The organism is Streptomyces sp. NPDC088817, assembly GCF_044750345.1.
GTDB lineage: Bacteria > Actinomycetota > Actinomycetes > Streptomycetales > Streptomycetaceae > Streptomyces.
On sequence record NZ_JBIVJN010000023.1, the window covers coordinates 84,137 to 97,838 of the forward strand.

Below are 13,702 nucleotides of genomic sequence, written 5' to 3' on the forward strand. Positions count from 1 at the left end.
CTGCGTCACCCGGCTGCGGTGGACGGCCGGAGGCCAGAGGCACCGTGCTGCCTGCCTGCCTGCCTGCCTGCCCGCCTCGCATCGCCCCGGCCGACGGCCCTCACACCTTCCGGTAGCCGTACGCCTCCGAGGCCGCCGCCTCCACGGCGTCCAGGTCGGCTCCCGCCGCCGCGGTGACCACCGCGGCGACCGCGCCCTCGACGAACGGGGCGTCCAGCAGCCGTGTGTTCTCAGGCAGTTCGTCTCCCTCGGCGAGCAGCGCCTTCACGGTGAGCACCGCGCTGCCGAGATCGGTGAGCAGGGCCACCCCGGCACCTCGGTCCACGGCCGCGGCGGCCGCGGCGACCAGTTCGGCACTGGTGCCCAGCCCGCCGTCCTCCCGGCCCCCGGCGGCGGCCACGGGTACGCCCGCCGCGCCGCCCGCCAGTCCCTTCGCCAGCTCGAGAACCGAGGACGCCACCTCGGCGCTGTGCGACACCAGTACGATCCCGACCGCCTTCTCGCCGCTCATGTCACGCCTCCGCCGCGGTGGATTCGGCCAGTGCGGCGATCAGCAGGGCGGACGAGGTGGCCCCCGGGTCCTGGTGCCCGATGCTGCGCTCGCCCAGATAGCTAGCCCGGCCCTTGCGGGCCAGCAGGGGCGTGGTCGCCTCGGCGCCCGCCTCGGCGGCGGCGCGGGCCGCTGCGAAGCCGTCACCGAGCGCGTCCACCGCGGGGAGCAGCGCGTCGATCATGGTCTTGTCGCCCGGTGCGGCCCCGCCCAGCGTCATGACCCCGTCCACCCCGGCCCGCAGCGCCTCGGCGAACTGCTTCTCGCTCACCTCGGCGGCGTCCCCGAGGGCCTTACCGGTGCGCCGCAGCAGCGTCCCGTACAGCGGCCCCGAGGCGCCGCCGACCGTCGAGATGAGCTGCCGCCCAGCGAGTACGAGGACCGCGCCGGGTGTCCGCGGGTCCTCCTTCTCCAGCGCGGCCCGTACGGCCGTGAACCCGCGCTGAAGATTGCTGCCGTGGTCGGCGTCCCCGATGGGCGAGTCGAGGGCGGTGAGCCATTCCGCCTCGCGGGCCACGGACGCGGCGGTCGCCGTCATCCAGCGGCGGAAGAAGTCGGCGTCGAGCACTGGATCTCCCTTGCGTGGTAGGTACGGTCGATGCGCTCGCCGGCTCACCTGCCCCAACGCAGGCCCGGTGTGCTCACCGGCGCGTCCCACAGCCGCAGCAGTTCCTCGTCGATCTGGCACAGGGTGACCGAGGCGCCCGCCATGTCCAGGGAGGTGACGTAGTTGCCCACCAGAGTGCGGGCGACGGGCACGCCTCGCTCGGCGAGCACCCGGTGCACCTCCGCGTTGAAGCCGTACAGCTCCAGCAGAGGGGTCGCGCCCATGCCGTTGACCAGCAGCAGCACGGGGTTGCGCGGGGTCATGTCCTCCAGGATCGCGTGCACCGCGAAGTCGGCGATCTCGTGCGAGGTCATCATGGGCCGCCGCTCCCGGCCCGGCTCGCCGTGGATGCCGATGCCGAGCTCCAGCTCACCGGCGGGCAGGTCGAAGGTGGGGCTGCCCTTGGCCGGGGTGGTGCAGGCGCTCAGCGCGACGCCGAAGCTGCGGGAGTTCTCGTTGACCTGCCGGCCGATCGACTCCACCCGCTCCAGCGGCTGCCCCTCGTCGGCGGCGGCGCCCGCGATCTTCTCCACGAAGAGGGTCGCGCCGGTACCGCGCCGCCCGGCCGTGTACAGGCTGTCGGTCACCGCCACGTCATCGTTTACCAGCACTTTCGCGATCTGGATGCCCTCGTCCTCGGCGAGTTCGGTGGCCATGTCGAAGTTGAGTACGTCGCCGGTGTAGTTCTTCACGATGAACAGGACGCCGGCCCCGCTGTCCACGGCCGCCGCGGCCCGCAGCATCTGGTCCGGCACCGGCGAGGTGAAGACCTCCCCCGGACAGGCCGCCGAGAGCATCCCGGGCCCGACGAACCCGCCGTGCAGCGGCTCGTGCCCGGACCCGCCGCCGGAGACCAGCGCGACCTTCCCCGCCACGGGTGCGTCCCGCCGCACGACGACCCGGTTCTCCACATCGACCGTCAGCTCGGGGTGGGCCGCCGCCATACCCCGCAGCGCGTCCGCCACGACGGTCTCGGCGACATTGATGAGCATTTTCATCGATACCTCCCAGTGATCTTAGCGGGTGCGGCTCCGACCTGCGGCTTTGCTGGTCGGAGCACATGACGGCTGTCGTTGATCTCGGCGGTCCGTGACGGTCGGAAGCGGGGCGGTACTGACGCTGACTCTACTGAGGGGTCATCAATGACATCGGACGGACGGACAAGGGAAAACCGCAGCGTTCCTACCGGCAGTATCGACCTTGCGGCACCGAAGGTCACCTGTGACGGCCGTACAGGCGAACGAGGAGAGGCGCGCCCACAGGCTTATCAGCCATTCCGCTTACTCGGCCTGCACCTGTCAGGCCGGGGTGGGTGGAGGCTGGTCGAGTGTTGGATCTCGGTGCAGTGGACGGGCTCTTCAGCCGGGTGGCGTACGAGTCGTGGTCTCTCTTCTGCTGGCTGCGGGTGCAAGCCTGTGAGGTGACGGCCTCGGTGATCCGCTGCCTCGACTGCACTTCGGGATCGCTGCTGCGGGTGTCCGAGCCGACTCGCCAGGCCGTCTGCAGCGCTTCGGCTTCGCCGGGGCGGGGGTGAGAGTGGCTTGGCTTCACGGCGCCCTGGACGAACCCGGTAGCCGCAAGCCTTCCACGAACTGCTGCGCTGCCAGGTCCGCGAGAGGGCCCTCCGCTTAAAATGGAGGCTCCGCGACCGTCGAGCAGGGCGAGGCCCACAGGTGTGACGGTGTGGAGGACATGGCGGTTGCGGCGGACGCTGACCAGCAGGCCGGCCTCCCGCAGGACGGCGGTGTGCTGGCTGGCGGCCGCGCCGGAGATGCCGATGCGCTCGGCGAGTTCGCTGGTGGTACGGCCGGTGACGACGTCCTCCAGGATCGCGGCCCGGGTCCGGCCGACCAGCCCGCCCAGCTCGGCACCACGCCGCGCGGCCGTGCGGCCGCGGGCAGCTCAGCCCGGAACGTGCTGGATCGGGTAGCCGAGAACCGGAACGCGGTCGGGATCGCAGACGGCCAGTACGACGGGTCTGCGGACGCAGAAGAACGACGGCTGGAGAACCAGCCCCCTGCCGTCCAGGTGGATCTCGTGCTCGACCGGGTAGTCGGCGGTCAGTACCGGCCTCTGCCAGAGCAGTACCGGCCCGAACCCGGCGAGCAGCCCGGCGGTGCCGCCCGCCGCTCCTACGCGGACATCGGGCGATGGATCCAGAGAGTGACCCGGTCCCCTTTGTGCGGACAAGAGTGGCAATCAGCCACTGAATCTTCGTATGGGGGGACTTTCGAGCGGGCGCGAGTGGTCCCGTCACGTCGGCCCAGTCGCTACGGAAGAGGTCAGCCGGCCGCTGGGAGGCCGTGCTTCCCCACCACTGGAGGCTCCGACTCTGCTCGCTCACACGGCCGGCGGGACTGCGGTTCATCGATCCTTGAGGGCCTTGGGAGTGGCCCTGCGCATCGGGGACGGCGATCGGACAGGACCGCCGTCCCCCCGCTACCGATGGTTCAGAGAATCCTGATCCCGGTTAAGTTGACCCCACCCGACTGATTCGGCCAGGTGAAGACCGTCCACTTATTGATCGGGGTATCGGGCTGCCACCTTCCGTCCCCCTGCCACTGGACCCGGTTGTTGCCGGTCGAGATCTGCGTGATCCACCAACCGCTGCCGAATCCCACGGTTCCGGCGTTGGCGTAACACAGGTGTTGGGTGGACCCATTGGTCGGGTGAATATAGACCTGCAGGAACTCGTCTCCGCATGAGACCTGGTTGATCGCGGACGCCTGCGTCGTGGTGGCGAGGGTGAGTGAGGCCGCCGCCACGACGGTCGTCAGCGCGGACAGGACCACTCGTTTGACTCTCTGGTTCATGGAACTTCTCCTTTTGGTGTCGTGCTGGAGGGCCGGACGGTGGTGCGGTCTGGCACAGTGCCGTCCGGAGTCGAGGGGTGAGGCGTTGGTTCAGGTCGTGTCAGATGCGGCCAGGAGGTGTGCGGCCAGGTCGACCTGCGCCTGAACCTGTTTCTTGTAGCCGGTCAGGACGTTGGTGTTGGCGGATATGAGCTGCTGCTGGTATCCGGTGAGGACGGCGAAGTAGACGTCGGCCAGATGCGATGACCGCGTGCAGGACTCGTCGGCCGTGGCCGCGGCGATCTCCTTCGCGGTCGCCTTCTTGGCGTTCAGGAAGCCGTTGGCCAGCTGCTCGGGATCGTCGGCCGGGCGTCCCGCCGTGCTCATGCAGGCCGACCAGCGTTCACGCGCGGCGCCGACCCGGCTGTCCGCGGCCGCCTGCTGGAACGACTGGCCGAACAGGTCCTGGGTGAGCTTCCAACCCTGGGTGCCGGCGAGAGACGGCACTTGCTTGTCCGCCTTGTCCCAGCAGGCGTTGTAGTCCTTCAATTCCCGGCCGGTCGGGCCTTGGGTGGCCGGAAGGGGAACTGCGACGTGGAAACCGATGCGCTTGGCGGTCGCACTGCCGATGTAACCCCAGGCGCCGGCCGGGCGGATCGCTTCTTTCTCTTCCTTCGTCTTCGCCGCGGTCTGGGTCTTCTTCCGGCCTGAATAGCTCGTGTATCCCCGGCTTTGCATGCAACGGGCGACCAGCGCCTCGTTTGTCCGGTACAGCAGGACGTCGTCCTGCTCGGAGGTGCCGTAGGCGGACAGCGGCAGCCGTGTCAGACCGTCGTATCCGGTGGCGGGCGCTGTCGGAGTGGCCGCGATGGCCGGCGGAGTCGGTGTCACATGCGCCGCGCTGTCGGCGAGGCCCGAGGAGCAGCCGGTGACCAGCAGACCGGCAGCGATCGCCGTGATGGAGGTCATGCTCACGAGGGGTCGTACAGCTCGCCGCGCGCCGGGGGCGACTCGAACGGATCTCATGCTGGACTTGCCCTTTCCGGGAGCAGGAGCGAATTGCGGTCGCAGGGAGGCCAACCGGTTCTCGTCGGACCAGTCGGCCCGCCGGCCCTGAGATCCGCGCCCCAGGGCGCGGCGCCAGGTACGCGGACGGCGAGCATTGGGGTGCTTTATGGACAGATGCAGCCACCACCCGATCGGGGCGGATGTGACAAGTAGACTGCTCGTCACGATCGATGCCCAGGCAGAACAACAGGCACAAGTACCGCGGGTACAAGATGCCCGCGCAAATATTCGGCGGGGGAAGCGGACGTTGGACAGCTCGTTAGGGGCGTTCTTACGGCGCCTGCGGCATGCGGCCCATATGACCATTGAGGAGTTGTCGAACGCTTCCGGGGTGAGCGTGCGGGCGATCGGCAACCTGGAGCGCGGTAAGAGCCTCGGGCCGCAGCGCGCCACCATGATCGCACTCGCGGACGCACTGCGACTGACCGGCGATTGCCGCGACGAGCTGCTGCGAGCCGCCCGCGTCGGCCAGCGCCGCAGCCCGGCACCGGCCCCGGGGCTGATGGCGATGCCGCGCGCGGTGCCCGACTTCACCGGCCGTGGCCAGGAGGCGGGCTGGCTGGCCTCGCTCACGGACGGTTCGCTGGACGAACCGGCGCCCACCGTCGTGATCTCGGGCAAGCCGGGGGTCGGCAAGACCAGCTTGGCGGTGCACGCCGTCAGTGAGCTGTCGCACCGTTTCCCCGACGGGTACTTCTTCGTCGACCTGCGCGGCCTCGAGGCACGGCCACTGGACCCCGGCGTCGTTCTGGAACGGCTGATCCGCACCCTGGCACCGACCCATAATCGGCTGCCGCTCGATTTGGGCGACCGGGCAGCCCTGTACCGGTCCGTGGCAGCCGAGCGCCGGATTGCCGTGGTGTTGGACGACGCGGCGGACGAGGCCCAGGTACGTCCCCTGCTGCCGTCGACCGGCGCAGTCCTGACAGTGATCACCAGCCGTCGGCTGCTCACCGGCTTGGAGGGGGTGGCCCGGCTCCCACTGCCGCCACTGCCTGACGCGGAAGCCCGCGACCTGCTGGAGCATCTGATCACCGGCCCACCCGCTGCCGGCCGTGCCGCCGACGCGATATCGCGACTGGCGCACTCCTGCGGCAACCTCCCGCTGGCCCTGCGGATCGTCGGCAACCGCCTGGCCAGCCGCCCCGACTGGTCACCCGACCGGCTCGCCGCCCGTCTCGAGGACGAGGAACGCCGTCTGGACGCACTGACCGCCGGCGACCTGAAGGTCACCGCGGCTTTCGAGCTGTCCTACACACAGCTGTCCGGCGCCGCGCAACAACTCTTCCGACGACTGTCCCTGATGCCGGGACCGCACTGTGGCCCCCAACTGGCCTCAGTGTTGGGAGGGCTGCCGGACGCCGACACGGAAGACGCCTTGGACGAGCTGGTCGAGCTCGGTCTGGTCCAGTCAGGTTTCACTGCGCGCTACCGGCTGCACGACCTCATTCGGAACTTCGCCCGGCGGCGACTGGAGCAAGAGGAGCCCGAAGTCGAGCGCGCCGCCGTCGAGGCACAGGCGGTGGACTGGCTGCTGGACACGGCGATCGCGGCCGGCCGCTGGTTCGAACCAGCCCACTACGAGGCCCTCCCCGAGCACGGGGACGACCGCGTGCAGCTGGACACCCCTGAGGCCGCACAGCAATGGTTGATGACTGAGGCTGACAGCTGGCTCGCCGCGCTGGAACTGGCCGCGGCCACCGGAGGGTGGCGACGGGTGGTCGACGTGGCCGAAGCCATGCACTGGTTCTCCGACCGCTGGATCCACTGGGCCTACTGGCCCCGGGTGTTCACCCTGTCCAGCAACGCCGCCGCCGAGCTGGCCGACCACACCGTCGCCGCAACGCATCTGAACTACCTCTCCTGGGCGCACAACACCTGCCTCGACGACACCGCGGGAGCGAGCGACTGCGCCCGTCGAGCCCACGCGGAAGCGGTCATGGCCGGGGACCTGCGACAACAGGCGTGGGCCGACTCGTACCTGGCGGTGGCGCTGTTGAAGGCCGGGGACGCCCACGACGCGCTGCCGCTGGCCGCCCGGGCGATGAGAGGCTTCCGTACCGTGGACGACCGAGAAGGCATGGTGATGCACGCGCTGTCCACCCTGGGCAGGGCGCTCGAGCGCACCGGGAAGCCCGACGAGGCGCTGCGGGCCTACAGGCACAGGCTCACAATGGCGTCTGACCCGGCCACCGCGCCGTCGCCCGTGATCGCGGGAATGACGCGGGTATCGGCGGCACGCGACATCGGCCTGCTGCACATCACGCAGGGAAGGTGGCGGGAAGCGATTGAAACACTCGAGCCGGCCGTTGCCTGGGAACCGGCCTCGAACATTCCCCAATGGCAGGCGCAGATGTACGCCGCGCTCGGCCGGGCACGCCGGGAACTGGGGCAGACCGGAGGCGCGTTGGCCGACGTGGACCGCGCCATCGCGATCTACCGGCAGATCGGTGACGACAACGCCGTAAAGGCCATCCAAGCCCTGCGCAACGGTTTGGGCCCGGACCCGAGCACTCGATCGACAATCGAAACGACATCACGAAGCAGTCGACGGACCACCTTCCATCCATGCCGGCCTCGCTGATCAACGCCTGCTCCAAGCCGTCGCCGGACTACTCTCCTACCAACAGACATGACAGCCGCCTGGTCTTCGGAGGTGAGGGTGCCGGGCGCGTTGCCGCGGCGACGGAACCCACGACGGATGATCGCGGCCTTTGAACTCGGCTTCCCGCTCACCGTCCGCGGGCTCTTCGAGCATCCGACGATCCAGGAACTCGGTCGGCTGATCGACGGGACCGGCGAGGAGAACCGACCTGTCCGGGAGAGATCACTCGGGGCGCGGAATCTCCTCGGTCCGCGGGGCCTGCCGTATCACGGGAAGCGCGGTGACAACGGCGGCCGGCACGACCATGAAGGCGGCGTACGCCACCAGCGTGCCCCGTGCCCCCAGCGACTGGAGCAGGCCCCCGGCGGCCAGCGAGGCCAGAGGGACCACCCCCCAGTTGATCAGCCGGGCGGCGCTGACGGTGCGGGCCTGGAGACGGTCGGGGGCGAGCGCGTAACGGTACGACGTGGCGACCACGTTGAAGGCCGGTTCGGCCAGCGCCGTCACGGCGACTACCGCGCCCAGTGCCAGAGGCGAGGACAGCCACACCAGCACCGCCATGCCACAGGCCCACAGCCACAGTGACCCGATCACCACGGTCCGCGGCCGCAGACGCCGGTGCAGCCACGGAGCGGCGAAGGCGCCGGCGATCGCAGCACCGCCGGGTAGCGCCAGCATCACCCCGATCAGCGAGGGCGAGGCACCGAACTCCTGGGCCCGCACGATCATGACGAGGGCGAGTGCGGACAGGACGAGGTTGACGGCACCGGTCAGGGCCACCAGGGCCCGCATCGGACGCTGGTGCCACAGCCACACCGGCCCCTCGGAGATGTCGGCGAGCAGCCCCCGCCGCCGGTGGTCGACGTCGCTCCGGTTTGGAGGCCGGGCCGTACGAAGAGCATGGCCAGGAAGCCGAGCACGTAGGACAGCATGTCCGCCACGAACGGCAGGATGTGGCCGACGGCGAACAGGGCGCCGCCCAGCGGGCGTCCGGCCAGGTCGGCGCCGAGTTCGCGGGCCTGATTCCGGGCGACCGCGGTGGGCAGTTGGTGCCGCGGGACGATGTTCGGCAGTGCGGCGGACTCCGCGAGCTGGAAGAGCACGAAGCACGCGCCGTCCACGAAGACGACCGTGAACAGGGCCGCCACACTCAGCCTGTCGACCGCGAGCGCCAGCACGACGAGACCGAGCAGCATCGCCCGGACACCGTCGGCCGCCAGCATCACACGCCTGCGGTCCCAACGGTCGACCAGTGCCCCCGCGGGAAGGTACAGCACCAGGAACGGCAAGGTCTGGGCGAACCCCACGAGTCCCGCCTGGAACGGCGAGCCCGTCAGCGCAAGCACCAGTAGCGGGTAGGCGAGTGCCGTGACCCGCATGCCCACGGTCGAGACGACCTGGCCGCTCCACAGCAGCATGAAGTCCCGGTTGCGCCACAGCGGTCGCGCGACAGCCGACGAGGCGAGGCTCTCGCTCATCGTCGGCCGGGTAGGTCACTCAGCGCCCTGCTGGACCTCAGTATCCGGCTGTCCCTGCCGCTGTCCGGATCTGGGGCCTGCTTGCGGCGGGCCCGCTCAAATCGGTGGCACAGACCTGACATTGGACACCGGCCTCTCTCCGGACCGGGCAGCGGCAGTTCGGTCCCGGCGGCCGCATGCCGTACGACGTGCGACCCGCCGTCCTGGCCCACTCCCCACTGGTCCGCCGATACTTGATCAGCCGCACTCGGATGGGGCGAAGCGGTCATCAGACTCCAGCACAGGACAACGGACCACCACCGTCCCGGCTCTGCCTCTGTCCGGTGGAGTCGTCTCATCGGGCGACGCGGAGCCGTTCGATCGCCTTCCTGAGATCGTCGAAGGCCCGTTGTTCCTCCCGAGGGGAGACCCGATTGGTCGGCAGCAGGCTGTCGTGCGCCCTGCGGACGCGGTCATAGGCGTCGAAGCAGGCGAGAACCTGCTGAACAGGGTCCTGAGAAGCCGGAATCGGATTTTGCGGAGACATGGCTGGACTCTCGTCTGGTCGGAGGCTACTGGCCAAGAGGAAGGGGCGCGTCGATCACGGGCTCCAGCCCGAACCTTCCGGAGCACGTCAAGGTTCTGAAAGCTTCTTCCGGACGCAGCCGGCCCTTCGGTGGTTCAGCTCACCACGCGACCGAACGAGTTCAACGGCACGAGGGCGAACACAAAACGAGAGCGGCACGGCAAGCCTTCCGGGCACGACGGCGACGACGCCGACCAGACTTCCCGGCACACCACCCGCCCTCACAATGACAAGGCGAGCCAGCGTCCATGCTAGCCCCCCCCGGCCCCGCCACCCGTCGGAGCGGTGCTGCCCGGCGCTGCCTGTCACGATGAATCTGCGGCTCAGGAGACCTGGCCGCGAGCGTAGCGCTTCAAGAGGGTGGCGAACCTCGATCCCGGCGCCGCGGCCGCCACCTCGGCCGCGTCGGGCGCCGTGTCCACGTCGCGGAGGAGCGGCAGGTCGCGCACCCGAAGGCCCGCCCCGGTGAGGCGGTCGCGTTGGGCGGCGCCGGTGTACCCGGTGGACATCGGGATGCCTCGCAGCAGCGCCGGGTCGGGCGCGGCCAGGCCGAGCGCCCAGAACCCGCCGTCCTCCGCCGGGCCGAACCACGCGTCGTACTCCCGCCACGCGCCGGGAGCCAGTACGGGGGCGAGGAGCTTCGGGGTGAGCTGTGGGGTGTCCATGCCGATCAGTAGGGCTGGGCCGTCCGCCACTGCGGCGAAGGCCGCGGACAGCCGCTCGTCCAGGCCGCCGGACGCCTGCGGGATCACCTCGATGCCGGGCGGCAGCCAGCGTCCGGGCGCGCCGTCCAGGAAGAGCATCCGGTGGCGGGCCGGGCAGCGCAGCGCGGTCTCGAGGGTGTCGGCGAGCGCCGCCTCCGCGAGGGCAGCGGCCTGGGCTGGGGTGTACGGCGGGGTGAGCCGGGTCTTGACGTGCCCAGGCCGCGGTTCCTTGGCCATCACCAGCAGCGCGGTCAGCCCGACCGGACCGCTCATCGGAGTGCTCCCGCCGGACGTCGCGGCGGCTCGCTGAGCACCGCGCGCACGTCGCGCACCGCATACCAGGTCCCACGCCAGATACCCGTGACCTTGGAACGGCCGGCGCGCGGGTAGTACGGCACGTCGGCCTCGCGCACCCGCCATCCGGCGTCGGCAGCGCGGACGACCATCTGCAACGGGTAGCCCGACCTGCGGTCGGTCAGGTCCAGGTCGAGCAGGGACTTCCGGCGGGCCACCCGCATCGGGCCGAGGTCGTGCAGACGCAGGCCGGTGCGGCGGCGGATCAGCCGGGCCAGCTCGCGATTGGCGAGCCGGGCGTGCATCGGCCAGGCGCCGCGCCTCGTCGGCCTGCGCCGCCCGAGCACCAGGTCCGCCTCACCGTCCAGAACGGGCAGGGCGAGCGACGGCAGCAGCCCCGGGTCCAGGGTGGCATCGCAGTCGCAGAGGCAGACCACGGGCGCGGTGGCGGCGCGCAGCCCGGCCGCGCAGGCGGCACCGAAGCCGCGCACCGGTGCACCGACGACGTGCGCTCCCAGCGACGCGGCGAGTTCGGCGGAACGGTCGGTCGAGCCGTTGTCGACGACAATGGCCCGCCAGCCGGGCGGGATCCGCTCCAGCACCCAGGGAAGCGCGGCTGCTTCGTTGAGACACGGGAGCACGACGTCCGCAAGGGGCCGATGCCTGTCGGTCACGTCTTTCAGCGTACGGAGAGAAACGGGATGGCGCGCCTGGATCTCACCTGATTCGCGCCACCGCACCGTATTCGATGTTGGTTGGCGCGGTTCGGACGCCCGTCGCTTCCGTCCGACGAGGGCCGCAACGTATCCGGCGGCCGCGGGTTCGAGGCCATCTCCCGCAAGCGCCTTACCGAGGCGCCGATGTCTGGCCGCGCAGGGGAGCCTCCGCGAACTCCCGCACGCCGTCGGTGAACGGTACCCGGGGCAGCCAGCCGAGTTCCTTGCGCAGCCGCGCCGAGGAGGCGGTGATGTGGCGGACGTCGCCCAGCCGGTACTCGCCGGTCACCACCGGCTCGGGCCCGTCGCAGGCGCCCGCGAGCGCGGTGGCCATCTCGCCCACGGTGTGCGGGCTGCCGCTGCCGACGTTGTAGGCGCGCAGCGTTCCCGCCGGGATTGCGGCGCCGGCCGCGTCGAGCGCCGCCAGGTTGGCGGCGGCCACGTCGGCGACGTGGACGAAGTCGCGGAGCTGGCAGCCGTCCTCGAAGACCCGGGGCGGCTCGCCGCGCGCGAGCGCGGAGCGGAAGAGCGAGGCCACCCCGGCGTACGGGGTGTCGCGCGGCATGCCCGGCCCGTAGACGTTGTGGTAGCGCAGGGCGACCGCCCGGCCGTCGGTGTCCCGCGCCCAGGCGGCGGACAGGTGCTCCTGGGCGACTTTCGTCGCCGCGTAGACGTTGCGCGGGTCGGGTGGCGCGTCCTCCGGCACCAGGCCGGGAGTGAGCGGATCGTTGCAGCGCGGGCAGACGGGCTCGAACTGCGCGGCGTCCAGGTCGGTGACCCGGCGCGGGCCGGGCCGGACGGTCCCGTGGCGGGCGCATGCGTAGCGGCCCTCGCCGTAGTACACCATCGAGCCGGCCAGGACGAGTTCGCTCACGCGCAGCCGGGCCATGGCCGTGAGCAGTACGGCGGTGCCCAGGTCGTTGCACCCCACGTAGGCGGGCGCGTCGTCGAAGTCCCGGCCCAGGCCGACCATCGCCGCTTGATGACAGACCGCGTCCACCCCGCGCAGCGCCTCCTCGACCACCGCCCGGTCCCGCATGTCGCCGCGCACGAACGCGACGCCGGGCGGGAACTGCGGCGGCTCGGGGGACCGCACGTCCAGCACGCGTACCCCGTGCCTGGCCTCGACGAGAGCCCGGACGACATGGGAGCCGATGAACCCGGCCCCTCCTGTGACAAGGACGAGCATGCCTTCGAGGCTACGGCCGGATCGGGACACGCGGCGCCGAGAGGCCTGCCTGCGCGTTCGAGACTGCCACTGTGGCGGGTGTGGGAGTACGTACGCTCTGCGCCACGGCACTGCTCGCCGCCCTCGTTGCCGTCGTCGCCGCGACGGTCCGCTTGGGCGGTGATCTCGGCCATCCGGCTGCGCTGCTGTACTGGTATGCCGCCGCGTGGGTGCTGTTCGCCGGAGCGGCGTGGATGGTGCGCCGCGTGCCGGTGCGCACCGCCGTGGTGCTGATCCTGGCCGGGGGGATCGCCCTGTGTGTGGCGGCGCTGTCGGCTCCGCCGCGCACCAGCGACGACATGTACCGCTACGCGTGGGACGGCCGCGTGCAGGCCGCGGGGATCTCCCCGTACGCCTACCCGCCGGACGCGTCACAGCTTGCCCGGTTGCGTGATCCGTGGCTCTTTCCCGCCGGGACCGCGTGCCGTGGGTGGGACCTCCACTCAGTGGCGGGTGGGTGCACGCACATCAACAGGCCGTCCGAACACACGATCTATCCACCCGTGGCCGAGGGGTGGTTCCTGCTGGTGCACGCAGTCTCCCCGGCAGGCGGGCGGCACAAGCCACTGCAACTCGCCGGTGCGATGCTCGCCGTCGCCACTACGGTGGCGCTGCTGCTGGTGCAGCGGCGTACATGTGGTGACACGCGGCGGGTGGCACTGTGGGCATGGTGTCCGGCGGTGCCGTTCGCCGCGGTCAACGACGCCCATGTGGACACGCTCGGAGTGCTGCTCACGGTGGCCGCGCTTGGCACGGTCGCGGGAGCACGCCGTGGAGCGCTGCTCGGGGCGGCGATCGCCGTCAAGCTGCTCCCCGTGCTCACCCTCCCCGGTGCGCTGTCGGGAGTACTGGCTCCCGGGCATGACCCGCGCGCCCGGCTGCGGGAGACGGCGAGCGTGCTCCTCACGGCCGTTGGCGTTGTGGCACTCGCCTATCTCCCGTACCTGCCGGCGTCCGGTTCCGCGGTCCTGGGTTATCTCCCCGGCTATCTGCGAGAAGAGGGGTACGAGCCGGGCAACGTCAGCCGGTTCGCGCTGCTGCGGCTGGTGCTGCCGGACGCGTGGGCCGGTCCGGCCGTCGTCGCACTCGTGGCGC

14 protein-coding genes are annotated in these 13,702 nt (G+C 70.8%); 2 read left to right on the forward strand and 12 right to left on the reverse strand.

From position 1 onward, the window contains the following. Window positions 1–100 precede the first annotated feature (100 nt). From ACIP4X_RS32735 to ACIP4X_RS32765, 7 genes are all read right to left on the reverse strand, one after another. Window positions 101–511 carry a PTS-dependent dihydroxyacetone kinase phosphotransferase subunit DhaM gene (locus ACIP4X_RS32735; RefSeq protein ID WP_100567584.1) on the reverse strand — a complete coding sequence of 137 codons (411 nt, stop codon included), beginning with the start codon at window positions 509–511 and terminating at the stop codon, window positions 101–103. A gap of 1 nt (window position 512) precedes the next feature. Beyond that, window positions 513–1,118 carry a dihydroxyacetone kinase subunit DhaL gene (gene dhaL, locus ACIP4X_RS32740; protein WP_358733014.1) on the reverse strand — a complete coding sequence of 202 codons (606 nt, stop codon included), beginning with the start codon at window positions 1,116–1,118 and terminating at the stop codon, window positions 513–515. Between the two features lie 44 nt (window positions 1,119–1,162). Next, complete coding sequence (gene dhaK / locus ACIP4X_RS32745) at window positions 1,163–2,155, reverse strand: dihydroxyacetone kinase subunit DhaK (protein WP_358733016.1); 993 nt, start codon at window positions 2,153–2,155, stop codon at window positions 1,163–1,165. A 217-nt stretch (window positions 2,156–2,372) separates the two neighbouring features. Further along, entirely contained in the window at window positions 2,373–3,020 is a 648-nt protein-coding gene (locus tag ACIP4X_RS32750; protein WP_401351856.1) for an ArsR/SmtB family transcription factor, read from the reverse strand. A gap of 39 nt (window positions 3,021–3,059) precedes the next feature. Beyond that, window positions 3,060–3,347 carry a hypothetical protein gene (locus tag ACIP4X_RS32755; protein ID WP_401351828.1) on the reverse strand — a complete coding sequence of 96 codons (288 nt, stop codon included), beginning with the start codon at window positions 3,345–3,347 and terminating at the stop codon, window positions 3,060–3,062. 260 nt (window positions 3,348–3,607) lie between these two features. Then, complete coding sequence (locus ACIP4X_RS32760; RefSeq protein WP_391454755.1) at window positions 3,608–3,970, reverse strand: beta/gamma crystallin domain-containing protein; 363 nt, start codon at window positions 3,968–3,970, stop codon at window positions 3,608–3,610. 90 nt (window positions 3,971–4,060) lie between these two features. Continuing rightward, window positions 4,061–4,918, reverse strand: coding sequence for a hypothetical protein (locus ACIP4X_RS32765; RefSeq protein ID WP_358733022.1), 858 nt, complete (start codon window positions 4,916–4,918; stop codon window positions 4,061–4,063). A gap of 346 nt (window positions 4,919–5,264) precedes the next feature. Here ACIP4X_RS32765 and ACIP4X_RS32770 point away from each other — a divergent pair, with 346 nt between their 5' ends. Beyond that, the gene (locus tag ACIP4X_RS32770; RefSeq protein ID WP_401351832.1) at window positions 5,265–7,601 is read left to right on the forward strand and encodes an ATP-binding protein; all 2,337 of its coding nucleotides are present in this window, start codon (window positions 5,265–5,267) and stop codon (window positions 7,599–7,601) included. A 243-nt stretch (window positions 7,602–7,844) separates the two neighbouring features. On the opposite strand, the gene ACIP4X_RS32775 is transcribed toward ACIP4X_RS32770, so the two are convergent. The 5 genes from ACIP4X_RS32775 to ACIP4X_RS32795 form a co-directional block, all read right to left on the reverse strand. Next, entirely contained in the window at window positions 7,845–8,414 is a 570-nt protein-coding gene (locus tag ACIP4X_RS32775) for an MFS transporter (RefSeq protein ID WP_401351835.1), read from the reverse strand. Continuing rightward, complete coding sequence (locus ACIP4X_RS32780; RefSeq protein ID WP_401351838.1) at window positions 8,393–9,100, reverse strand: MFS transporter; 708 nt, start codon at window positions 9,098–9,100, stop codon at window positions 8,393–8,395. Before ACIP4X_RS32780 ends, ACIP4X_RS32775 begins: the two co-directional genes overlap by 22 nt. 888 nt (window positions 9,101–9,988) lie before the next feature. Further along, a complete protein-coding gene (locus ACIP4X_RS32785) occupies window positions 9,989–10,642 on the reverse strand; it encodes a DUF2064 domain-containing protein (protein ID WP_401351841.1) in 654 nt (217 codons plus the stop codon). After that, complete coding sequence (locus ACIP4X_RS32790; RefSeq protein ID WP_401351844.1) at window positions 10,639–11,337, reverse strand: glycosyltransferase family 2 protein; 699 nt, start codon at window positions 11,335–11,337, stop codon at window positions 10,639–10,641. The genes ACIP4X_RS32785 and ACIP4X_RS32790 overlap by 4 nt, the downstream gene beginning before the upstream one ends. 172 nt (window positions 11,338–11,509) lie before the next feature. Then, window positions 11,510–12,568, reverse strand: coding sequence for an NAD-dependent epimerase/dehydratase family protein (locus ACIP4X_RS32795; RefSeq protein WP_401351847.1), 1,059 nt, complete (start codon window positions 12,566–12,568; stop codon window positions 11,510–11,512). 80 nt (window positions 12,569–12,648) lie between these two features. Between ACIP4X_RS32795 and ACIP4X_RS32800 the strand changes: the two genes are divergently transcribed. After that, on the forward strand, window positions 12,649–13,702 hold a 1,054-nt coding region (locus tag ACIP4X_RS32800; protein ID WP_401351850.1), incomplete at its 3' end, for a glycosyltransferase 87 family protein.